21 protein-coding genes and 1 riboswitch are annotated in these 21,018 nt (G+C 74.2%); of the genes, 10 read left to right on the forward strand and 11 right to left on the reverse strand.

Annotated elements, in window-relative coordinates:
- Window positions 1-67: 67 nt before the first annotated feature.
- Complete coding sequence (locus CRP39_RS18160; RefSeq protein ID WP_097207776.1) at window positions 68-265, forward strand: hypothetical protein; 198 nt, start codon at window positions 68-70, stop codon at window positions 263-265.
- Between the two features lie 61 nt (window positions 266-326).
- Here CRP39_RS18160 and CRP39_RS18165 read toward each other — a convergent pair whose 3' ends face one another.
- A complete protein-coding gene (locus CRP39_RS18165) occupies window positions 327-2,000 on the reverse strand; it encodes a hypothetical protein (RefSeq protein ID WP_097207777.1) in 1,674 nt (557 codons plus the stop codon).
- A 172-nt stretch (window positions 2,001-2,172) separates the two neighbouring features.
- On the opposite strand from CRP39_RS18165, the gene CRP39_RS18170 reads away from it, so the two are divergent.
- From CRP39_RS18170 to CRP39_RS18180, 3 genes are all read left to right on the forward strand, one after another.
- Window positions 2,173-3,585, forward strand: coding sequence for an MFS transporter (locus CRP39_RS18170; protein WP_097207778.1), 1,413 nt, complete (start codon window positions 2,173-2,175; stop codon window positions 3,583-3,585).
- Between the two features lie 204 nt (window positions 3,586-3,789).
- Window positions 3,790-5,481 carry a permease gene (locus CRP39_RS18175; protein WP_097207779.1) on the forward strand — a complete coding sequence of 564 codons (1,692 nt, stop codon included), beginning with the start codon at window positions 3,790-3,792 and terminating at the stop codon, window positions 5,479-5,481.
- On the forward strand, window positions 5,478-6,848 hold the full coding sequence (locus CRP39_RS18180; RefSeq protein WP_172442506.1) for an amidase: 1,371 nt from the start codon (window positions 5,478-5,480) through the stop codon (window positions 6,846-6,848). The genes CRP39_RS18175 and CRP39_RS18180 overlap by 4 nt, the downstream gene beginning before the upstream one ends.
- Before the next feature lie 47 nt (window positions 6,849-6,895).
- Here CRP39_RS18180 and CRP39_RS18185 read toward each other — a convergent pair whose 3' ends face one another.
- Complete coding sequence (locus CRP39_RS18185; protein ID WP_097207781.1) at window positions 6,896-7,210, reverse strand: DMT family transporter; 315 nt, start codon at window positions 7,208-7,210, stop codon at window positions 6,896-6,898.
- A 12-nt stretch (window positions 7,211-7,222) separates the two neighbouring features.
- A riboswitch (guanidine-III (ykkC-III) riboswitch) is annotated at window positions 7,223-7,287 on the reverse strand.
- A 70-nt stretch (window positions 7,288-7,357) separates the two neighbouring features.
- On the opposite strand from CRP39_RS18185, the gene CRP39_RS18190 reads away from it, so the two are divergent.
- Window positions 7,358-7,825: an SRPBCC family protein gene (locus tag CRP39_RS18190; protein ID WP_097207782.1), complete on the forward strand. Its 468-nt coding sequence runs from the start codon at window positions 7,358-7,360 to the stop codon at window positions 7,823-7,825.
- 9 nt (window positions 7,826-7,834) lie between these two features.
- Here the strand turns inward: CRP39_RS18190 and CRP39_RS18195 are convergent, their stop codons facing one another.
- A complete protein-coding gene (locus CRP39_RS18195) occupies window positions 7,835-9,538 on the reverse strand; it encodes a PucR family transcriptional regulator (RefSeq protein ID WP_097207783.1) in 1,704 nt (567 codons plus the stop codon).
- Window positions 9,539-9,703: 165 nt separating this feature from the next.
- Here CRP39_RS18195 and CRP39_RS18200 point away from each other — a divergent pair, with 165 nt between their 5' ends.
- A complete protein-coding gene (locus CRP39_RS18200; RefSeq protein WP_097207784.1) occupies window positions 9,704-10,159 on the forward strand; it encodes a GlcG/HbpS family heme-binding protein in 456 nt (151 codons plus the stop codon).
- A gap of 183 nt (window positions 10,160-10,342) precedes the next feature.
- On the opposite strand, the gene CRP39_RS28110 is transcribed toward CRP39_RS18200, so the two are convergent.
- The 7 genes from CRP39_RS28110 to CRP39_RS18235 all read right to left on the reverse strand — a co-directional run bounded on the left by CRP39_RS28110 (window position 10,343) and on the right by CRP39_RS18235 (window position 16,880).
- Window positions 10,343-10,951, reverse strand: coding sequence for a RidA family protein (locus CRP39_RS28110; RefSeq protein ID WP_281253791.1), 609 nt, complete (start codon window positions 10,949-10,951; stop codon window positions 10,343-10,345).
- On the reverse strand, window positions 10,857-12,482 hold the full coding sequence (locus CRP39_RS18210) for a gamma-glutamyltransferase family protein (protein ID WP_216359801.1): 1,626 nt from the start codon (window positions 12,480-12,482) through the stop codon (window positions 10,857-10,859). The genes CRP39_RS28110 and CRP39_RS18210 overlap by 95 nt, the downstream gene beginning before the upstream one ends.
- Window positions 12,482-12,916, reverse strand: a complete 435-nt coding sequence (locus tag CRP39_RS18215; protein ID WP_097207785.1) for a Rieske (2Fe-2S) protein — start codon at window positions 12,914-12,916, stop codon at window positions 12,482-12,484. Before CRP39_RS18215 ends, CRP39_RS18210 begins: the two co-directional genes overlap by 1 nt.
- Window positions 12,913-14,373, reverse strand: a complete 1,461-nt coding sequence (locus CRP39_RS18220; RefSeq protein WP_097207786.1) for an aldehyde dehydrogenase family protein — start codon at window positions 14,371-14,373, stop codon at window positions 12,913-12,915. The genes CRP39_RS18215 and CRP39_RS18220 overlap by 4 nt, the downstream gene beginning before the upstream one ends.
- Entirely contained in the window at window positions 14,373-15,605 is a 1,233-nt protein-coding gene (locus tag CRP39_RS18225) for an NAD(P)/FAD-dependent oxidoreductase (protein WP_097207787.1), read from the reverse strand. The genes CRP39_RS18220 and CRP39_RS18225 overlap by 1 nt, the downstream gene beginning before the upstream one ends.
- 10 nt (window positions 15,606-15,615) lie before the next feature.
- Window positions 15,616-16,008 carry a Rieske (2Fe-2S) protein gene (locus CRP39_RS18230; protein ID WP_216359802.1) on the reverse strand — a complete coding sequence of 131 codons (393 nt, stop codon included), beginning with the start codon at window positions 16,006-16,008 and terminating at the stop codon, window positions 15,616-15,618.
- 140 nt (window positions 16,009-16,148) lie between these two features.
- A complete protein-coding gene (locus CRP39_RS18235; RefSeq protein ID WP_216359803.1) occupies window positions 16,149-16,880 on the reverse strand; it encodes an iron-containing redox enzyme family protein in 732 nt (243 codons plus the stop codon).
- A gap of 162 nt (window positions 16,881-17,042) precedes the next feature.
- Between CRP39_RS18235 and CRP39_RS18240 the strand changes: the two genes are divergently transcribed.
- The 3 genes from CRP39_RS18240 (at window position 17,043) to CRP39_RS18250 (ending at window position 19,660) form a co-directional block, all read left to right on the forward strand.
- Window positions 17,043-17,762 carry a DUF1275 family protein gene (locus CRP39_RS18240; protein ID WP_097207788.1) on the forward strand — a complete coding sequence of 240 codons (720 nt, stop codon included), beginning with the start codon at window positions 17,043-17,045 and terminating at the stop codon, window positions 17,760-17,762.
- Between the two features lie 61 nt (window positions 17,763-17,823).
- Window positions 17,824-18,654, forward strand: a complete 831-nt coding sequence (locus tag CRP39_RS18245) for an SRPBCC family protein (RefSeq protein ID WP_097207789.1) — start codon at window positions 17,824-17,826, stop codon at window positions 18,652-18,654.
- Between the two features lie 118 nt (window positions 18,655-18,772).
- Window positions 18,773-19,660: an alpha/beta fold hydrolase gene (locus CRP39_RS18250; protein ID WP_097207790.1), complete on the forward strand. Its 888-nt coding sequence runs from the start codon at window positions 18,773-18,775 to the stop codon at window positions 19,658-19,660.
- Between the two features lie 20 nt (window positions 19,661-19,680).
- Here CRP39_RS18250 and mgrA read toward each other — a convergent pair whose 3' ends face one another.
- Window positions 19,681-20,712 carry an L-glyceraldehyde 3-phosphate reductase gene (gene mgrA / locus CRP39_RS18255; protein WP_097207875.1) on the reverse strand — a complete coding sequence of 344 codons (1,032 nt, stop codon included), beginning with the start codon at window positions 20,710-20,712 and terminating at the stop codon, window positions 19,681-19,683.
- Between the two features lie 113 nt (window positions 20,713-20,825).
- On the opposite strand from mgrA, the gene CRP39_RS26960 reads away from it, so the two are divergent.
- Entirely contained in the window at window positions 20,826-20,987 is a 162-nt protein-coding gene (locus tag CRP39_RS26960) for a hypothetical protein (RefSeq protein ID WP_172442512.1), read from the forward strand.
- Window positions 20,988-21,018 lie beyond the last annotated feature (31 nt).

A 21,018-nucleotide genomic window follows, 5' to 3' on the forward strand; every position in this document is an offset into this window, starting at 1 on the left:
CTCATCCCGGCCCTGAGCAGGCGTTTCGCCGAGCGGCCGAACGGAACGTCGTAGTAACACTGACGTCATGCAGGAACAGCTCGCCCGCTCCCTCCGGAACACCGCGCTCGTCGCCGTCGTCCTCGGCCTGTTGCCCTTCGCCCTGGACGCCTCCGTGGTCTGGAAGGTCATCGGCCCGGTCGTCGCCGCCGCCCTGCTGGTGCACACCGGGCAGCAGGTGTGGCAGCAGGTCTTCAGCACCTCCCCGCGCCACCTGAACGTCTGACGCGGACGCACGGCAGCCCCGGACCGCCTGGCGGTCCGGGGCTGCCGTGCGTCGGCGAGTGCTAGCCGAAGATGAGCACCCCGAGGACCGTCGCGACCACCAGACCGGCCATGACCGGCAGGAAGCAGCGGCGGGCCAGCTCGACCGCGGGCACCCGGACGAACCCGGCGACGGCGAGCAGCGAGGACCAGGCGACGAGCGTGCCGCCGCCGGACCAGATGTTGCCCATCTGACCGATGGCCGCCAGCGTCGGGCTGCTGACGCCCGCCCCCTCGGACAGCGAGCCGGCCAGCGCACCGGTGAGCGGCAGGCCGGAGAAGCCCGACCCGTCCAGACCGGCGACGACGCCGACGATCATCACGCCGAAGGCGGTCAGCAGGGCGTTCGCCGGCAGCTGATCCTGGCCGGCCACCACCAGGTCGAACAGCAGGTTCGGCGCCGGCTCGCCCTCGGGGATGCTGAGGATGGTGGCGGCGAACTCCTCGTTGCCCAGGAAGAAGAAGCCGGCGATCGGGAGGACGACGCCCATCGCCTTGAACGCGAACACCAGCCCGTCGACGATGTGGTCGGCCGAGGTCTCCAGGAACTTGTTGCCGCCCCGGGCGTAGGCCGCACCGAACGTGACCAGCAGCGCGATACCGCCCACGAGCGCCGCGGCGTCGCCGCCCTGGAGATCGGGGACCGAGTCCGAGACGCTGGCCACGACCAGGTAGACGATCAGCGCCAGGTAGGCCAGCGGCACCAGGAGCGCGAACGCCTTGGAGGCCAGCGGCTTCTCCACCGGGGTGATGGTGTGCCCCTCCGGCGGGACCGGCCCGCCGGCCGGGGTGCCGATCAGCGCACGCCCCTTGCTCAAGCGGGCCGCGATGGTCTCCGCCTCGTCACGGGGCCGGCTCCCCGAGCCGCTGGCCACCCCGACCAGCTCGCGCTGCCCGCCGACCGACGGGCCACCGCCACCGGTCCCGTCCGCGGGCAGGCCGGCGCCGCCGGAGCCACCGGTCCCACCCTGGTCGCTCGCGTCCTCGATCGCCTCGGCGTCAGCGCTGTCGCTGCGCCGGTCGGCGGCGTTCTCCCACTCGGAGAGCAGGTCCTCGGAGGGCCGCCGCATCTTGCGGATCTCCATGATGTAGCCGATGGCCAGCGCGACACCGCCGACGATGAGCGACAGGACCAGGCCCCGATCGGCCACCACCGCCGGGTCCGCGTTGGCCGCCGTGGCCGACAGCTGCGGCGCGACCCCGATGACGTAGTCGGCGGACAGTGCCATCCCCTGGCCGGCGATCGCGATGGTGAAACCCACCGCCAGCGGGCGCAGGCCCGAGCGGATGGCGACCGGCACCAGCACCGCACCGACCAGCGGGACGGCCGGGGTCGGCCAGAAGAACAGCGAGATGAAGTACGTGACGATGACGAGCGTCCACCAGGACAGGTGCGCGTTGCGCATGACCCGGCGGAACGGGGTCACCATCCGCTTGTCCGATCCCAGCCCCTCCAGCGACCGCAGCATCGCGGTGACCATCGCGATGATCAGGAAGATGTTGAACAGGCTGGTCGCGGCGACCAGGCTGGCGTTGAAGACCGACGACAGACCGGTCGCGAGACTCCCCGACCACACGAGAGCGGTGAGGAACGTGGCCACCACTGCCGGCACCACGATGTTCTTGCGCATGATCATCGTGGCGAGGATGACGACCACCCCGGCCAGGAAGACCCAGTGCGCTGCTGTGAGTTGCATCGACGCCCCTACTGGTGAGCCCAATGTGTTGGTGCAGAAAGCTCCCTGACCGGGCAGACGCCGTCCATGAACGATGTGCACACTCGCCCCATCTCCGAATGTGCAGCCTGCCGTGGCTCCGTTCACGGCACGTTGGCAGTCTGTTCCCGGGAAGTGAACGGGGAGGACGTCTGTGACCGGCACCGCGACGCAGTACGGCCGACCCCAGGCTGAGCCGACCGGTCCCCCGCGGGCCGGCTGGTTGCTCGCCGCCCTGCTCGGCGCCACGTTCCTCGGCACGGTCAGCAACAACGTCGTCAACGTGCCGCTGCGCCAGATCACCGACGACTACGGCGCCCCGGTCACCCAGGGCGTGCTGGTCGCCTCCGCGTCGGTGCTCGTCCTGGCCGTGGCCATGCCGCTCACCGGTTGGATCAGCGACCGACTCGGCCGCCGCCGCACCCTCGTGCTCGCCCTCGTGGTGCTCCTCGTCGGCACCGTCGGCGCCGCGGTCGCGCCCACGCTGCCCACCCTCGTGGTCAGCCGTGCCGTGCAGGGGCTGGGCTGCGCCCTGGTCCCGACCGCCGTCATGGGCACCCTCGCCCGGTGCTGGCCGGCCAGCCGGCGCAACCGGGTCATGGGCGCGTGGGGCACGGCCAACGGCATCGGCCAGGCCGTGGGCCCACCGGTCGGCGGCCTGCTCGCCGACGGCTGGGGGTGGCGGTCGATCTTCTGGGTCCTGGTGCCGGTGACCGTGGCGGTGCTGGTCCTCGCCGTGAGCGTCGTCCCTCGGGACGGCGGGTCGCGCACCCCGATCGACGTCCCCGGGGTGGGCTCGCTGACCCTCGGCGTCGCCGCGCTTATGGCGGCGATCACCGTGGCTCCGCAGGGCGGCGTCCCGGGGTGGGTTCCCCTGGCCGGGGTGGTCCTCGGGGTGGCGGCGCTGGTCGCGTTCGTCGTCTCCGGGCTGCGCCGCGCTCAGCCCTTCATCGACCCGCGGCTGCTCATCGAGATCCGCTGGCTGCGCAGCGCCACGGGCGTCTTCGTGCAGCAGGTCACGCTGTTCTCCGTCCTGGTCGCCGTGCCCCTGCACCTGACCGGCGTCGCCGGGCTGTCGGGCACCGCGACCGGTCTGCTGGTCTTCCTCCTGCCAGTGGTGTGGGCGGCGTCGGCCCCGGTGGTCGGCCTGCTCGCCGACCGGATCGGCCCGCGGCCGGTGCTGCGGACCGGCCTCGGCGTGCTGCTCACCGTCTCCGTCGTCCTCGGCGTGCTCCTGGGCACGGGAGCGACGGCGGTGCTGCCGATGGCGGTCGTCCTGGTGGTGGCCGGGTTCGGGGTCGCGCTGGTGCAGACGCCGTCGCTCAGCGGGGCCACCCGCTCGCCGGCCGGTCAGCGGGGCGCCGGGCTGGGACTGTTCAACATGATGCGGTTCGTCGGCGCCTCCGTGGGCGCGGCCGGGGTCGCCGCCGCCTACCCCGACGCGCTCGGCTGGCTGTTCGGGGGGTGTGGGGTGGTCGCCGCGGCTGGGTTGGCGCTCAGCTTCGCCGGACGAGAGGTACCCGACACCCCCGCCGGCGAACCGGCACCGGAGCTCACCGCCGGCTGACGCCCGCGACGTCCCACCTCGTTGGGCACCGTGCACAAATCGCGAGGTGAGCAGTGGGCACCGTGCTGGTGATCTAGGTCACGGTCACCGCTAGCTTTCGGCGAACGGCCACCCGGGGTCACGGGGGGCCCGCCCGTCCCACTGTCCGGCCCGGTCGACCACCAGCTCCGGCGGCCGAGCCCCGTGCACGAATCGGGAGGCACCATGCAGTTGACGGCCGCTCACTGGGTCTACGTGGCAGGAGTCGCGTCACTGATCGCCGTGATGCTGATGCGGAAGAACGTGGTCGTCCCGGCGATCATCGCGACGTTCGTGACGACCTGGCTGTTCACCGGGGACTTCCTCAACGGCCTGGGCTCGGTCTTCAGCGCGAGCATGGTCGCGACCACCGAGCTGCTGAGCATCTTCCTGGTGCTCACCGTCGTCACCGCCCTGCTGGGCGCCCTGCGGGCGGTCGGAGCCGATCGGCGCATGATCGCGCCGCTGGCCCGGCTCATGAAGAACGGGCCCGTCTCCTACATCGCCCTGTTCGTGGTCACCTACCTGCTCTCGCTCGTCTTCTGGCCCACGCCGACGCTCGCCCTGGTCGCCGCCACGCTCCTGCCTGCGGCGATCGCGGCCGGGCTCTCCCCGCTGGGCGCGGCCATGGCCATCGCCATCGCCGGTCAGGGCATGGCGCTCGCCTCCGACTACGTCATCGGTGTCGCCCCGAGCCTCTCGGCGGGTGGCGCCGGGGTCCCGGCCGGGGAGATCGCCGACCGGGCGCTGGTCCTGAGCCTGGTCGTCGGCGGTGTGGCCATCACGATGACCTGGTTCATGCACGTGCGTCGCGGCTCGCGCAGCGACGTGCTGCCCGGCTCCGGTACCGCGCGGGACGGCGGCCTGGCGACGCTGACGGCCCGGCGGGTCAGCCTCGCGGACATCCCGGCGACCGTCGGGGCCGCGCTCACGACCAAGGGCGAGCCGCTGCGGGTTCGCTCCGGCGGCACGGCCACCGCGACCGACGTCGTCGGCGGCAACGGCACGGGCAACGGCTCGGGCAACGGGCACGGCCCGGTCAGCGGGAACGGCTCGGGCAACGGGCACGGCCCCGCCGGAGGCGACGGGCACGTCGGCAACGGGCACGGGCCGACCGGCGACAGCGGCTCCCTCGCCACCGGGGACGACGGCGGGACCGCCGCGCCGCTGCGGACCCGGCACGCCCGCCTCTACGCGATCGCCGTCCCGCTCGCGTTCGCCGTGCTGGTGGCCTACCTGCTCCTCGGCAAGGCCACCGATCTGGTGCCCGAGGTCGAGGCCGGCTGGGGCGCCGCCCTGGTCGGTGGACTGGCCCTCCTGCTCATGCTGGGCGTCACGACCTCCTCCGGTGGCAACGGTCTCGAGCGGGCCGGTGAGCACTTCGTCGACGGCCTGGTCTTCGCCTTCCGCGCCATGGGGGTGGTGATCCCGGTGGCCGGGTTCGTGCTCGTGGGCATCTCCGACTTCGCCGGCCGCATCATGCTGCTGCCCGAGGACGCCGCGGCGCCGGGCTTCCTGTTCGACGTCATCTCCAGCGGAGAGCGGTTCATCCCGGACAACTCCGTGGTCGTCATGTTCGCGATGCTGATCGCCGGCATGCTCATCGGCCTGGACGGCTCCGGCTGGGCCGGGCTGCCCTTCACCGGTTCCATGGCCGACGCGTTCGCCTCCTCCTCCGGTGGGGACACCGCGACCCTCGCGGCCATCGCGCAGAACGCGGCGGGCTGGACCGGCGGCGGCACGCTGATCATCTGGTCCTCGTTGATCGCCGTCGCCGGCCTCACCGGGGTCCCGGTCACCACGCTGGCGAGGAAGCTCTTCATCCCGGTCGTGACCGGCCTGGTCCTCAGCGTCGTCGTCGCCGCGGTGATCTGGTGAGCCGGACGACGGTGCGCGGCACCGCCGCCGACGTCCGTTCCGGGCGGCGCTCGCCGCTGGAGGTGCTCGAGGCGTCGCTGGACCGGGTCCGGGCCGTCGACCCGGTCGTCCGGGCGTTCGTCTCGATCGACGGGGACCAGGTGCGGGCGGAGGCCGCGGCCCTCACCGAGGAGGCGGCACACGGGCGGTTCCGGGGGCCGCTGCACGGCGTGCCGATCGCGGTCAAGGACCTCATCGACGTGCGCGGCCACCCCACCCGCGGCGGTTCGCTGGTGACCGAGGACGCCCCGGCGACGCGCGACGCCCCGGCGGTGCACCGGCTGCGCGCGGCGGGCGCGCTCGTGCTCGGCAAGACGACGACCCACGAGTTCGCCCACGGTGTCACCACCCCGCCCACACGCAACCCGTGGGACCCCACCCGGATCCCCGGCGGCTCCAGCGGCGGCTCCGCGGCGGCGGTGGCCTCCGGGCAGGTCCCGGCCGCGCTGGGCAGCGACACCGGGGGGTCGATCCGCGTCCCCGCGGCACTGTGCGGGGTGTCCGGCCTGCGGCCCCGGCCGGCCGACGTCCCCACCGGCGGGTGCCTGCCGTTCTCCCCGAAGCTGGACACCTGTGGTCCGATCGCTGGGGACGCCGAGGACCTCGCCCTCCTCTTCGCGGTGCTCGGGCAGGCCCCCTGCCCGCTGATCCCGTCGGTCGCCGGCCTGCGGCTGGGCACCGTGCCGCCCGCGGCGCTCGGGGACGTCGACGCCGAGGTCCTGGCGGCGGTCGAGTCGGCGGTGGGGGTCCTCGTCGCGGAGGGCGCCGTCCCCGTGCCGGTGGACGTCCCGCCGTTCCCGGAGTGGAGTGCGCCCCGGACCGTCTACGTGCTGTCGGACTTCCTCGCCGTCCACCGCGGTGCGGGCTGGTACCCCGCCCGCCGGGAGCACTACGGGGAGGAGGTGGCCTCCTACCTCACCCTGGCGGAGCGGATCACGCGGCACGAGCGCGAGGCCGCCGTCCGGGAGCTCGAACGCCTGGAGGGCCTGCTGCGCGCGGCACTCGAGGACGTCGACGCGCTGGTCCTGCCGACCACGGCCGTCGCCGCGCCGACGATCGAGGAGTGCGCGTTCCGGCCGGGCGACGCCGGACGTTCGCCGGTCGTGGGCACGCTCATGCGGCTGTGCGGGCCGTTCAGCTGGTGCGGGTTCGCCGTCGTGAGCGTGCCGTGCGGCGCCACCGCCGACGGCCGGCCGATCGGGGTGCAGGTCGTCGGCCGCGACGTCCCGACGGTGCTGGGGGTCGCCGCCCGGTACCAGGCACGCACCGACCACCACCTGCGGACTCCCTCACCGGCCCCTGCGCCCGCAGGAGCGGGCGGTCCCTAGCGGGGGATCCCCGGGCCGGCGCCGCACGGTGCCGGCCCGGCGTGGTGCTAGTGGGTGACCTTGAGGCCGATCACGCAGCCCACGACGCCCGCCAGGAGCAGCACCCGGACCACCGACACGGGCTCCTGCCCCGACCACATGGCGTAGCCCGCGGTCAGGGCGGCGCCGATGCCCACCCAGACGGCGTACGCCGTGCCGATCGGCAGGCCGCGCATCGCGTAGGCCAGACCGCCCATGCTGGCGGCCAGGGCGACAACGAACACGACGCTGGGGACCAGCCGGGTGAAGCCCTCCGACCGGCCGAGCGCGGTGGCCCAGACGGCTTCGAGGACGCCGGAGAGGACGAGGACGAGCCAGTACACGGGGCAACTCCTGGAACGCCGTCTTGTCGCTGTCCGGGTACGGCGTCGCTCGTCCGGGAGTCCGGTGCGGACCCACCCCGAGGTTCTCACAGCCCCGCGGGGCCGGGCGGTCAGATCGGTCACCACCGGTCGGTCCGGACGGGCACGATGACGGCCGTGGGCACGACCCGGGTCATCCGCCTCCTGCACGCACCGCGTCCCGCCGTCTACCGCGCGCTCGTCGACGCCGACGCCGTCGCCCGGTGGAAGGTGCCCCCGGACATGACCTCCACCGTCCACGAGTTCACCGGCGCCGAGGGCGGCACCTTCCGCATCTCGCTCACCTACGACGCACCCGGGCCCGTCGGCAAGACGACCGCGCACACCGACACCTACCGCGGCCGGTTCGTGCGGCTGGTGCCGGACGAGCTCGTCGTCGAGGCCGACGAGTTCGAGACGGCAGACCCCGCACTGCAGGGCGAGATGACGATCACGATCACGCTGCGGGACGCCGACGGGGGCACCGAGCTGGTCGCCGTCCACGAGGGGTTGCCCGACGCCGTCTCCCCCGAGGACAACGAGACGGGCTGGCGGCTGTCGCTGGACCGGCTGGCCGCGCTCGTCGAGGACCGGTGAGCGCGGCGCTCACTCCGGGCCGACCACCCGGTCGACCTCGGCGCTGGTGTCGGCCAGCAGGTCGAGGGTGTGCGCCAGCCACACGGTGAACTGGTTCTCCGCCTGCCGCAGGTCCATGCCGAGCAGCCGGGAGGCCCGGTCGAGCTTGTAGAGCATCGTGTTCCGGTGGATGTGCAGGTCGCGCGAGGCGGCGTTCACGTTCCCGCCGGCGGAGACGTAGGCCAGCACGGTCGCCTCCAGCTCACCGGCGCTGGCGTCCCGCAGCGGCGCCAGGACGTCGGAGGCGAAGGAGCGCCCGGTGCGGCTGGCCGCGACGTCCTCCAGGACGGCGTGCACCCGCAGCTCCTGGTAGCCGCAGACCGGCCGCAGCCCGAGCCGTCCCTGCAGCCCGTGGGCCAGCCGCGCCTCGCGGTAGCTGTCGGGGATGGCCAGCGCGCCGACCACCGGGCGCCCGTAGGCCACGCGCACCGGGCGCCCGCCCTGGTCCTTGCGGCCGCCGAGCCACCGGTGCAGCGCGGTCGCGTACTCCGCGACGACGTCCATCGCGGCGTCGGGGGTGCTCATGGAGCCGCGGCGGGCCGCCTCCCGGACCACCACGAGCACATCGCCGACCATGGCCGCCTGCGTGTGCCGCTCCTGCTCGGGCAGCAACCGCGCCGCCTGGGTGGCCAGGGCCTGCAGCCGGCCCGGCGCGTCGACGTCGGCCGGGGTGGCGACCCCCGAGGCCACGATGACACCGAACCAGGACCGCACCGGGAAGCCGTAGTGCGTGGCGCGGGCGCTGATGTCCTCGACGGTGCCGAACCGGCCGTGCAGCAGGCCGTGGACGAAGTCGCCGCGGGCCTGCTCCTGGGCCCGCTGCACGCTGCGCAGCCGCAGCATCTCGGTGCCGATGATCGGCGCGGCCTGCTCGACGAGGACCCGGTGCTCGGCGAGGTCGTGCGGGTGCGGGTCGTCGGTCTCCTCGAGCAGCAGGATCCAGCCGTCGTGCCGGCCACCGAGCACGATCGGGGTCAGCACGCACGACAGCTCACGCGCGCCGAGGGTGAACGGCGCCAGCCTCGGGTGCAGCTCGGTCGGCTCGCCGGTGGCACCCAGCGCCTCGGCCTGCGCACGGAAGGCCGCGACGAGGTCGGGGGCCTCCACGGTGCGGGGCTGCCGCTGTTCCAGGGCGGCCAGGTGGCCCTGGGTGTCGAAGACGGCGACCGGCCGCTGCGACATCCGCGCCATCTGGCTGCACAGCGCCGACAGCTCCGCGCCGCGGTAGAGCAGCTCGGCCAGCGCGCGGTGCACGGCCAGCCCGTACCGGAGGACGTGCGTCTCGCGGGCCAGGGTGAGGTCGGCGACCAGTCGGTTGAGGACGGCGAAGGGCACCGCGTCGGCCATGGTCGCCAGGGGCAGCCGGGCCGCGGCCGCCGCGTCCCCCGGGTCGGCGGCGTGCCCGTCGACCAGCAGCGCCGCCGCCCCGAGCTCGGCCAGCCTCCCGGCGGCGTCGGCCAGGGACGAGCCGGAGGCGGCCAGGTCCGCGGCGTGGGCGTGCACGAGCACCCCGGTGAGCGGCTCCTCCTGGCTGAGCGCGACCGCCCAGGGGGTCACCCAGTCCAGCCGGGTGACCGCCCCCGTGCGCCCGGCGTGGATGCGCGCCCGGCGCAGCGCCGGCTCCTGCAGCAGCCGGGCGAGGGTCAGCGCGTCGTCGGAGTGGGGGTGCGGCACCACGGATCCCTTCGGTCAGAGTGCACAAGGTCGCACCGAGTTGTCACGGCAGTCTCACCATTGTCGGGGCGTCCGTCCAGCGCGGAGGGTGGATCCACGCCGCCCCCACTTCCGCGGGGGACGGCAGCCGTCGACCCGGTCCCCGCGCCGGAGGAGGAGAACCCCGTGCACCAGGTCTTCCGCATCACCCTCGATGACGCCCTGCCGATGCTGGCCGCCGCCCGCGCGAAGGCCGAGGAGATCGGCGTCAAGCAGACGATCTGCGTCTGCGACGACGGCGGCAACGTGCTGGCGCTGCACCGGCTGCCCGGTGCCCGCCTGACGGGCGTGGAGATCTCCATGGCCAAGGCGTTCACCGCCGCCGGCCACGAGCGGGCCACGCACCTGTTCAACGAGCCCCCGAACGGCCCGGCGCTGCCGGGCAACGAGGCCTTCGGCATCGCGCACATGCTCCCGGGCAAGTTCGCGATCTTCGTCGGCGGCTTCCCGATCGTGCACGAGGGCCAGATCGTCGGCGGCGTCGGCGTGAGCGGCGGTAACGGCGAGCAGGACAAGGCGGTGGGCGCGGCGGCGCTGGAGGCCTTCGCCGAGCACGTGACGCAGGACCCGGCGCTGGTCTGAACAGCGCAGGACTCGGCGCTCGTCTGAGGAGCGCAGGACTCGGCGCTCGTCTGAACAGCGCAGGACCCGGCGCTCGTCTGAGGAGCGCAGGACCCGGCGCTGGTCTGAGCGGCGGTTGCACGGGGAACGCCCCATCCGGACGTCCGGATGGGGCATTTCCCGTGCATCGTCTCGGAGCTGGGGTCAGGCCGAGGCGCCGACGGCGGCGACGAGCTCCACCTCGACGGGGGCGCCCGAGGGCAGCGTGCGGACGCCCACCGCGCTGCGGGCCACGATGCCCCGCTCCCCCAGCCGCTCCCGCAGCACCGCCGAGGCACCGTCGGCGACCGCCGGGTGCTGGGTGAAGCCGTCGACGGCGGCGACGAAGACGGTGAGCTTGAGCGCCCGCACCCCACCGAGGTCGCCGACGGTCTCGGCGATCGCGGTCAGCGCGTTGCCGATGGCCAGGCCCGCGGCCTCGCGGGCGGTGGCGAGGTCGACGTCGGCCCCGACCACGCCGCGCACGACCAGCTCGCCGGCGCGGCGGGGGGTCATCCCGGCTGTCCACACGAGGTCGCCGTGGACGACGGCCGGCACGTAGTCCCCTTGCGGCGGGACGGCCGTGCGCGCCCGGTCAGACGGTGTCCGCCGGTCTGCCTCCGCGCCCCGGTCCGCTCCTCGCTCGCTGGCGCTCGCTGCGATGCTCCCGCGGCTGTCGTCAGACACCGAGCGCCACCCCGTCCTGCCGCGGGTCGGCACCGCCGGCCAGCACGCCGCGGGACTCGTCGACCGAGACCACCAGCGCGCTGCCACCCGCGCCCCACGCCCCGCACGGTCGGACGTCGTGGCCGCGGTCGGCCAGCCCGGCCAGCGTGTCCGCGCCCAGCCGGGTCTCGCACTGCAGCGTCTCCGGGGCGCCGAGGGCATCGGCGTCGCTGCCCGGGTGCACGGTGAACCGCGGCGCGGCGACCGCGGCCTGCGGGTCGAGGCCGCCGTCGACCAGGTGCGAGATGACCTGGGTGTTCCACTGCACCTGGCCGTCGCCGCCCGGGGTGTTGCCCACGTGCCGCAGCCGGCCCGACCCGTCGGTGAGCACCCAGGCGTTGAGGGTGTGCAGCGGCTTGCGCCGGGGGGCCAGCGCGTTCGGGTGCCCGGGCACGAGGTAAGCGCCGCGGCCGAGCCGGTTGTTGAGCGCGATGCCGGTGCCCGGGATCGCGATGCGGGCGCCGAAGGTGAACGCCAGCGACGAGATCGCGCTGACCGCCCGCCCCTCGGCGTCCACGGCGACGCAGCTGGTGGTGTCCCCGGCCATGCCGACGCCACCGGCGACCAGCGGCTGGTGCTCCAGTCCGGCGCGGGCGGCCGCGAGCGCGTCGGCGGTGAGCAGCGTGCGCCAGGTGTCGGTGTCGGCGGCGCAGGACTCGTAGCGGTCCCGGAACGCCCGCCGGGCCGCCAGCGCCATCAGGTGGACGGCGTCGGCGCCGAGGGTGGGCAGGTCGAGCAGCTGTCCGTCGAGCAGGCCGGCCTGCTGCAGCACCATCCAGCCCGGGGAGGGCGGTGGCGTCTGGTGGAGCACGAGGTCGCCGTAGCGGGCGGTGATCGACGGCTCGGCCGGCGCGTCCGCGCCCAGCGCCCACTCGTCGCCGGAGAACGGCGCCCCGCCGGCGCGCAGCAGGGCGACGGCCTGCTCCGCCAGCGATCCGGAGTACAGCGCGAGGGGGTCGATGGCGAGCGCCTCGATGCTGTCGGCGAGCTCGAACGCCGGCAGCCGGTCACCGACCTCCGGCACCCGCCCCGAGGGGAGCAGCCACCGGGCCAGCCCCTCGTCGGCGGCCAGGGAGCCGGCGTGCTCGGCGATGTCGGCCCGGTTCTTCACCGTGCACGGCAGGCCGGCCCGGGCGGCGGTGACGACCGGCGCCCACAGCTCGGCCAGCGACCGGGTGCCGCCGCGGGCGTGCAGGGTGTGCAGCGCGGCCATCGCGCCGGGGGTGGAGACGGCGCGGGCGCCGCCCATCGGCAGCGCGGTCAGCCCCTCGTCGAGGTAGCCCTCGGCGGTGGCGCCGTCCGGGCCGTAACCGCTGCCGTTGACCGTCCACACCCGGCCGTCGGGCTCGCGAACGACGGCGAAGGCGTCACCCCCGATGCCGCACTGCCCGGGCAGGGACAGCCAGGCCATCGCGGTCATCGCCAGCGCCGCGTCCACCGCCGTGCCACCGTCGGCCAGGACGCGGGCGCCGAGCTGGCTGGCCACCGGCGAGCTGCTGGTGACCATGCCGCCCGCGGCGATCGTCGGCCCGCGCCCGGCCTCGTCCTCCGGCGACCAGGTGCCCCCCGCGCCGGCCACTAGTCCGCCGCCGGTGGCCGGCGACGCCGCGGGCCGCCCTCCAGGACGTCGCGCTCGGAGATGCCGACGAGCACCTGGCCGTCCTCCTCGCGCACCGGGTAGGTGCGGATGGGCTCGGTGGCCGGGGGCTGGATCGGCTGGCCGGTCTCCAGCTCGAAGACGCTGTTGTGGCAGGAACAGCGGATGCCGTCGTCCTGCAGCTTGCCGGAGCTGAGCAGGCAGTCCAGGTGGGTGCAGTAGTTGCTGGTCGCGTAGGCCTTGCCGTCCAGCCGGGCCAGCGCCAGCTCCAGCTGGCCGTGCTCGGTCTCGGCGTAGAAGCGGCGCACGTAGCCGTTGGGCACCTGCCCGGCGCGACAGATCCGCACGAAGGCGCACTCGGTGCTGGCCGCCGCCAGTTCCTCGTCGGTGGCCGCGACGGGCCGGTTCTCGGTCATGCGCTCAGGTAGACGGTCTTGTCGACCGTGTAGAAGGCCATCATCGCTTCTCCTGCCTGTTCCTTCGAGGTCTGCGTGCTGCTGTCCTTGAGGCCGCCGAACGGTGCGTTCATGGCCTGTCCGGTGGTGGTCTGGTTGATCTTCACGAGGCCGGCGGGGACCTCCCGGGCGAACCGGAGGGCGCGGCCGACGTCGGCGGTGACGATCGCCGCCGAGAGCCCGTAGCGGGTGGCGCCGGCGAGTTCGATCGCCTCGTCGAACGAGCCGACCCGCAGGAACGCCAGCACCGGGCCGAAGACCTCCTCGGTGGCGAGCGCGGAGCCGGGGTCGACATCGGCGAAGACCGTGGGCCGCACGAAGTGGCCGTGCGCGAGGGCGGGGTCGTCCTCGCCGGGGTCGCCGGGGCCGCCGACGACCAGCCGGGCACCGTCGTCCAGGGCCCGGCGGACGTGGCCCAGCACCGACTCCTTCTGCCGGGCGGTGGCCTGCGGGCCGACGTCCACGCCGGATTCCAGGCCGTGCCCGAGCCGCAGCGCGGCCGCCTTGGCAGCGACCCGCTCCAGCAGCGCGTCGTGCACCGCATCGTGGACCAGTACCCGGCTGGTGCCGGTGCAGGCCTGGCCGGACAGACCGAACGCGCCCTTGGCGATGAGGGTCGCGGCGCGGTCGAGGTCGGCGTCCTCCAGGACGACGACGGGGTTCTTGCCGCCCATCTCCAGCTGGGTGCGCTGGCTGGCCCGCACCACCCGGTGGATCGACTCCCCCACCGCGGTCGAGCCGGTGAAGGTGATCGCGCCCACCCGGTCGTCGGCGACCAGCGCCTGCGACACCTCCGCCCCGCCGTGGAGGACGGCGAGCGCGCCGGCCGGCACCCCGCCCTCGAGGAGCGCGTCGACCAGGCGCTGACCGAGCAGCGGGGTGACCTCGCTGGGCTTGAAGACGACGCCGTTGCCTGCGGCCAGGGCCGGGCCGAGCTTGCGGGACGGGATGTTGAGCGGGAAGTTCCACGGCGTGATCGCGGCGACCACGCCCACCGGGGACCGGCTGGTGAACACCAGGCTGCCGTCGCCGGTGGGCAGGGTCTGCCCGGCGGTCCGCAGCGCCTCCCCGGCGTAGAAGCGCAGGTTCAGCGGGGTGCGGGAGACCTCCATGGTGGCCTCGGCGCGGGTCTTGCCCTCCTCGCGGACCAGCTCCTCGACGAGGGTGTCGCGCTGGGACTCCAGCACGTCGGCGGCCTTCTCCAGCGCCCGGCCGCGCTTCTCCGGGGCGGTGTCCGCCCACTGCGACCAGCCGGCGAGGACCGCGGAGACCGCGGCGTCGGCGTCCTTGGCGTCGGACTCGGGGTGGACGCTGACCACCTGGCGGTCGTCGCCGGGGTCGCGGCGCTCGCGGGCCCGGCCGGTGACCGACTCGACCCACTGGCCGTCGATCAGGTTGCGCACGGTGCGGGGGTCCATCAGACCGGCACCTCCTCGAACTCCAGGAGCTCCTCGAGCTCGACGGACTCGTCGGCCAGCCGCTCGGCGTCCACGGGGACGGCGAGGTCGACCAGCTCGCGGGCGACGGAGACGTCCTCGCCGCGCTCGACGGCGGCCGCGGCGACGACCACGCCGTCGCGCAGCCAGAAGACGCTGCCGTCGAGGCCGGCGACGTCGCCGCGGACGACGACCTCGTCGCCGGGGCGGATGCCGCCGAGGCCCAGGCCCTGCACGTTGACGTCGTACTGGTCGGTCCAGAACCAGTGCGGGTCGGCGAAGACCTTGGGCCGGCCGGCGAGGGTGGAGCCGATCGCGGCGGCCTGCTGCTGGGCGACGTCGGCGTGCTCGACCCGGACCCGGCCGTAGCGGGGGTGGTCGTGGGCGGCGACGTCACCGGCGGCGAAGACGGTGGGGATGCTGGTGCGGCCGTGCGCGTCGACCTCGACGCCGTTGCCGACGGCCAGGCCGGAGGCGAGCGCGACCTCGATGTTGGGGTCGATGCCGATGCAGACGACGAGGTCGTCGACGGTCTCGGTGCCGGTCGGCAGGGTGAGGGAGACGCCGTCGGGGCGGGCGGTGACGCCCTCGATCGGCTGCCCGAGCCGGAACTCCACCCCGCGCCGGGCGTGCAGGTCGGTGAGCGCGCGGCCGATGCCGGCGCCGAGGACGCGGCTGAGCAGCACCGGGTCGCGGTCGAGGACGACCACGTCGGCGCCGCGGCTGCGGGCGGCCGCGGCGACCTCGGTGCCGAGGAAGCCGCCGCCCAGCACGCCGATGCGGCGGCCCGGGACGAGCCGGTCGCGCAGCCGGTCGCTGTCGGCGAGCGAGCGCAGGGTGTGCACGCGGTCGCCGTCGAGGCCGGGCAGCTGCCGCGGGCGGCCGCCGGTGGCCAGCACGACCAGGTCGGCGCGGACGGCGCGGCCGTCGGTGAGCAGCACCTCGCCGGTGGCGGCGCTGATCCGCTCGACCGGGCTGCCGGTGCGGATCTCGACGTCGTTGGCGGCGCACCAGGCGGGGTCGAGCAGCCACAGGCCGGCGTCGCCGGGGCTCGTCAGCCGCTCCTTGGAGAGCATGGGGCGCTGGTAGGGGCCGACCGGCTCCTCGCCGAGGACGACGACGGGGCCGGCGAAACCGCGGCGGCGCAGCGCCTTGGCGGTGGCGGCGGCGACGTGGCCGGCGCCGACGACGACGAGGGTCTGTTCAGCAGTCATGGGGTGCACCTCAGGCGGGAGCGTCGGGCGCGCTCTCGCGCCGGGGGGTGGCGGGCTCGGGGTCGAGGAGGATCGCGCCCTCGTCGGTGACCTGCACGGCGTAGGTGGCCTGGCGACCCTCCTGGTCCTCGGCCTCACCGGTGCGCGGGTCGAACCGCCACTGGTGGCCGGGGCAGATGACCTGGCCGTTGAGGACGGTGCCCTTGGTCAGGAACCGCTCCTTGTGGACGCACACGTCGTCCATCGCGAACACCTCGTCGTCGACGAGGAACAGGGCGATCGGGCAGCCGCCGACGGTGACCTGCTTGCGCTTGCGGCGGGTGAGGTCCTTCATCTCGGCCACGTGCACCCACTCACCGGCAGTGGGAGCGGGAACGGTCGCGGGGCTCGCGGGCTGGCTCACGGGAGGGCCTCCGGTCGAGGTGGTGCAGGGACGCCGGTACGGGCCGGCGGGACGTTCTGGGGACGGGCGCGGGACGGCGCCGGGAGCGGGACCGGGGTGCCGGCGGGAACCGCCCGCACCCCGGTCCTGTGCGCAGCCGGTCAGGCGGCGCCGAGGTCCTCGGCGACGTAGGTGTCGTAGAGGGACCGGGTGTACGCGTAGCGCATCTCGGCGCCCCACCGGACGAACTGCAGGCAGCGCTGCTGCAGCTCGGGGGTGGTCGCGCCCTCGAGCACGATCTGGAAGCCGCGCTCACCGTGCACCTCGTCGGAGGTGATGTGGAGGTCGAAGAACTCGATCTCGTCCTCGGTGAAGCCGTAGACCTCGCGCAGCGGCACGATCTGCTTCTTGTAGATGCTCGGGACCTGCGACTTCAGGCCCACGACGAGCGCGGCGGTGGCGACGACGTAGTGCTCACGCATGGCGGTGGCGTAGCACCACGCCTGCAGGCCCCGGGTGACGGCGTTGGCCGTGTTGGGGTCCTCGATGGCCTCGCGGGTGGTGCCGCAGGCCTCCCCGAAGCGGATCAGCAGGTCGGTGTGGCGGATGTCGGCCAGCTCCTCCTCGTACATGTTCTGGAGGAGGAAGTCCTTGGCGTCGGTCATGTGGTCGGGGGTGTTGCCGTAGATGTAGCCGAGGTAGTCGGCGAACGGCCCGACGTAGGTGTAGTGGTTCTCCGCCCAGCGGGCGAAGTGGTGGCGCTCCAGCTTTCCGTCGGCCCACGCCTTGCTGAAGGAGGCGTTCTTGGCCTCGCGGCCCTTGATGGCGTCCTGCAGGGCGACGCGGAAGTCCTCGGGGCTGAGCAGCTCGGTGCGGTCGAGCATCTGGGTCATGGGATTCGCCTTCTCCGGTCGGTCTCCAGCGGTGGCTGTGTGAGGACGAAGTTAGGAGCGACACACCCCTCGGCATGAGGGTCACAGTGCACATGGATGCCACGGTTCCGTGGGCAGTTCGACCAAGGCGAGTGACGGCGACCGCCCGGAGACTCAAGCGTCGTGTCCGCTGCCGTCACCACGACGTCGTCCGCTCCGCCACTCCGCCCGACCGGGGGTGTCCGCCCCGGGTTGCGCCAGGCCCTCGTGGTGGCGCTGGCCGTCGTCAGCGGCGCGACCGACGCGATCGGCCTGCTCGCCCTCGGCGGCGCCTTCACCAGCGTCATGACCGGCAACCTGGTCATCCTCGGCGTCTCGGCCAGCTCCGCCGACGGCGCCCTCGCCATCGCCTCCGGCGGCGCGATCCTCGCGTTCTGCGCCGGCTGCGCCCTCGGCGCCCGGTTGGCCGGCCTCCCCCGGCCGGACGACGCGGTGTGGCCGCGGCCGGTGACCGTCGGCCTGGCCGTCGAGTTCGTCCTGCTCGCCGGCTACGCGGTCGGCTGGTGGGTCACCGGCGCGGAGCCCGGGCCGGTGGTCACCCAGGTCCTGCTCTTCGCGATGGCCGCGGCGCTCGGCGTGCAGAGCAGCACCGTGCAGCGGTTCGGCATCTCGGGCATGTCCACGACCTACCTGACCGGCACCCTGACCACCGTCGTCATGCGGATCGTGGCGGGACGGGCGCGCGAGGTGCGGTCCAGCGTGGAGATCATCGTGGGCCTCGTGGCCGGGGCCGCCGCGGGAGCCGGGCTGCTGCTGGTCGCGCCGCTCACGGCGCCGATCGTGCAGCTGGCGGTGCTCGGTGGCGTGGTCGTCGCGGCCGTGGTGGTGGGCCGCCGCCGCTGACCCGCGCATCAGCGCGAGCGGACGGGGTATCCAGCGTCCAGGTCTGCGACGAGGGGGTCCCGTGACGACGAGGGTCGAGCGCTCCATCCAGGTGGACGTCCCGCTGCGCACCGCCTACGGGCAGTGGACGCAGTTCGAGGACTTCCCGCACTTCATGGGCGGGGTCGCCGAGGTCCGCCAGCTCGACGACCGCCGGCTGCACTGGGTGGCGGAGATCGGCGGCGTCCGGCGGGAGTGGGACGCCCGGATCCTCGAGCAGGTACCCGACGCGCGGATCGCCTGGGCCGCGACGAGTGGCGCGACCAACGCCGGGGCCGTCCGCTTCGAGGCGGCCGGGCCGAACTCCACGGTGGTCCACCTGACGCTGGAGTACGAGCCCGAGGGCGTCGTCGAGCGGGTCGGGGACGCGCTCGGCGTCGTCGAGCGGCAGGTGCGCTCGGACCTGGAGCGGTTCAAGGCGCTGGTCGAGGACGAGGGCTACCCCACCGGAGTGTGGCGCGGCTCGATCAACGCCGGCGCCGGTGTCGGGACGCCGGGTGTGGAGGACGCGACCTCCTCGCGCGGGGACAGCGGCAAGGCCGGTGTGTCGGGCACCGCGGTCGCGGCCGGGGTCGCGGCGGTGGCCGCGGGCGCCGCGGCCGTGGGTGCGGCGGTGGCCGCGCGCGGCGCCGACGAGCCCGACGACAAACCGGGCCCGGTGGAGATCCCGGAGCCGGAGCGGCTCGCGGCCCGGACGTCGGAGCCGGTACCCGAGCCGTCCCCCGAGTCGTCGACCGCGGCGGTCGGGGTGCCGTCGGAGGTGCTCGACGAGGGACCCGAGCCGATCGCGCAACGCACGCTGGACCCGGGTGTCGGCCGCGACGCGGACGGCACCGCCGACCGCCCCCACTGACCCCGCCCCTCCACGGGCGCGACGGGGCGGTTGACCGGTCCGGAGCGTGAGGCCACGATGGCCGGGCCATCCGGCCTGCCCACCTGCCGTGGGCCGATCCCTGACACCAGGGGAGATCATGAGCAGCGCAGAGACGATCACGGTGCCGCACCTGGGCACCTCGACCATCGGGTACCGGTTCGGCGGGCCCTACGACGCCTCGCTCCCGACGGTGGTGATGGTCAACTCGTTCACCACCTCCGTCGACCTGTACCGGCCCCAGTTCGCGGACGAGGCGCTCGCCGCCACTGTCAACCTGCTCGCACTCGAGCCGTACGGCCACGGCCGGACCCGCGCCACGTACGAGCAGTTCACGTACTGGGACTCGGCCGTCGCCGACCTGCAGGTCCTCGACGCGCTCGGCATCCGCGAGGCCTTCGTCCTGGGCACGTCACAGGGCGGCTGGGTGGCCGCTCGCATGGCCATGCTCGCCCCGGGCACCGTCACGGGCATCATCCCGCTCGGCACCTCGATGGACTCCGAGAGCCAGCGCAGCCGCGACCTCGGGTGCTGGGACGGGATCGACTTCTGCACCCCGGCCATCGACACCCTCGCCGAGAGCGTCGGCGAGGACTGGGTCATCCCGCCCGAGCTGGTCGACGCGGTCCTGGCGGAGGGCTTCGGCGACGACGTGCCGCCGGAGGAGCGTTCGTTCTGGCATGCGGCGTACCAGGAGAACTACACCGGCGATGCCGGCCGTGCGCGGCTGCGCACCAGCACCGTCAACCTGCGGGACCGCGACGGCCTGCACGCCCGGCTGGACGGCGTGCGGTGCCCGGTGCTGTGGATGCACGGCACCGCGGACCCGGTCTACTCCGTCGCCAACGCCGAGGACGAGATCACGCGCTTCGTCAACAGCGAGCACGCCGAGCTCCGCGTCGTCGAGGGCGGCCGGCACTTCCTGAGCGCCTCCCACCCCGGCGAGGTCAACGCCGCGACGGTCGAGTTCGTCAACCGCTGGACGTAGCGCAGCACCCCCGGCGCGGCTCAGCCCTTCCGGGGTCCGGCCCAGATGTCGATGCCGGCGTCGACGGCGTGCCGGTCGATGGCGGCGAGCTCCTCGTCGGAGAACGTGAGGTGCTCCAGGGCCGCGACGTTCTGCTCGAGCTGACCGACGCTGCTGGCGCCGATCAGCACCGTGGTCACCCGCTGGTCGCGCAGCGCCCAGGACAGCGCCAGCTGGGCCAGGCTCTGCCCCCGCTGCCGCGCGATGTCGTCCAGCGCGCGGACGTGGCCGAGCGCCTCGTCGGTGAGCAGCTCGGTGGACAGCGACTTGCCCTGACTGGCGCGGGAGCCCTCCGGGATCCCGTCCAGGTACTTGGTCGTCAGCATCCCCTGGGCCAGCGGGGAGAACGCGATGCACCCGGCGCCGACGTCCTCGAGCACGTCGAGCAGGCCCTCGGTCTCGATCCAGCGGTTGAGCATCGAGTACGAGGGCTGGTGGATCAGCAGCGGCGTCCCGAGGTCGGCGAGGATCTCCGCCGCCCGCGCAGTGTCCTCGGGCCCGTAGCTGGAGATGCCGGCGTACAGCGCCTTGCCGGCGCGGACGGCGCTGTGCAGCGCGCCCATCGTCTCCTCCAGCGGCGTGGTCGGGTCGGGGCGGTGCGAGTAGAAGACGTCGACGTAGCCCAGGCCCATCCGGCGCAGTGACTGGTCGAGGCTGGCCGTCAGGTACTTGCGTGATCCGCCGCCCTGGCCGTAGGGCCCCGGCCACATGTCGTAGCCGGCCTTGGTGGAGATGACCAGCTCGTCGCGGTAGGGCGCGAAGTCGTCGGCGAGGTGCCGGCCGAAGTTGGCCTCGGCCGCGCCGTAGGGCGGCCCGTAGTTGTTGGCCAGGTCGAAGTGCGTGATGCCCAGGTCGAAGGCGCGGCGCAGGATGTCGCGCTGCCGGTCGAACGGGACGTCGTCGCCGAAGTTGTGCCAGAGGCCCAGGCTGATCGCGGGCAGGTCGAGGCCGCTGCGGCCGGTGCGCCGGTAGGTCATGGAGTCGTAGCGGGTCTCGGACGCGCGGAAGGCCATGGCGCCGATCCAACCAGCGGCGGTGTCGCCCGGCTCGCCGTCGTCGGGCCCGTGGGCGCGGGCGGGGTCAGGGCCTAGGGTCGGGTGGACAGCGTCCGCCATGACCCCGGGAGATGACCGTGCTCCGCTTCCTCGGACTCCTGCTGGTGATCTGGCTGGCGATCAGCGTCCTCGGCGCCGTCGTCGAGGGCCTGTTCTGGCTCACCGTCGTCGGCCTGGTCTTCTTCCTGGTCACGGCGGCCCTCGGCTGGGGCAAGCAGAAGCACCGCCTCTGACCACTCCGGCTCGTCCGGCCGGCGGGCGCGC

The organism is Geodermatophilus sabuli, from assembly GCF_900215145.1.
Classification (GTDB): Bacteria; Actinomycetota; Actinomycetes; order Mycobacteriales; family Geodermatophilaceae; genus Geodermatophilus; species Geodermatophilus sabuli.

What these genes read in the sequence shown, in the direction of transcription:
- CRP39_RS18160 (WP_097207776.1), top strand. Translation starts at nt 68, where the DNA reads ATGCAGGAACAGCTCGCCCGCTCCCTCCGGAACACCGCGCTCGTCGCC.
- CRP39_RS18165 (WP_097207777.1), bottom strand. Translation starts at nt 2,000, where the DNA reads ATGCAACTCACAGCAGCGCACTGGGTCTTCCTGGCCGGGGTGGTCGTC.
- CRP39_RS18175 (WP_097207779.1), top strand. Translation starts at nt 3,790, where the DNA reads ATGCAGTTGACGGCCGCTCACTGGGTCTACGTGGCAGGAGTCGCGTCA.
- CRP39_RS18190 (WP_097207782.1), top strand. Translation starts at nt 7,358, where the DNA reads ATGACGGCCGTGGGCACGACCCGGGTCATCCGCCTCCTGCACGCACCG.
- CRP39_RS18215 (WP_097207785.1), bottom strand. Translation starts at nt 12,916, where the DNA reads ATGACCGAGAACCGGCCCGTCGCGGCCACCGACGAGGAACTGGCGGCG.
- CRP39_RS18220 (WP_097207786.1), bottom strand. Translation starts at nt 14,373, where the DNA reads ATGGACCCCCGCACCGTGCGCAACCTGATCGACGGCCAGTGGGTCGAG.
- CRP39_RS18225 (WP_097207787.1), bottom strand. Translation starts at nt 15,605, where the DNA reads ATGACTGCTGAACAGACCCTCGTCGTCGTCGGCGCCGGCCACGTCGCC.
- CRP39_RS18235 (WP_216359803.1), bottom strand. Translation starts at nt 16,880, where the DNA reads ATGACCCAGATGCTCGACCGCACCGAGCTGCTCAGCCCCGAGGACTTC.
- CRP39_RS18250 (WP_097207790.1), top strand. Translation starts at nt 18,773, where the DNA reads ATGAGCAGCGCAGAGACGATCACGGTGCCGCACCTGGGCACCTCGACC.
- mgrA (WP_097207875.1), bottom strand. Translation starts at nt 20,712, where the DNA reads ATGGCCTTCCGCGCGTCCGAGACCCGCTACGACTCCATGACCTACCGG.
- CRP39_RS26960 (WP_172442512.1), top strand. Translation starts at nt 20,826, where the DNA reads ATGACCGTGCTCCGCTTCCTCGGACTCCTGCTGGTGATCTGGCTGGCG.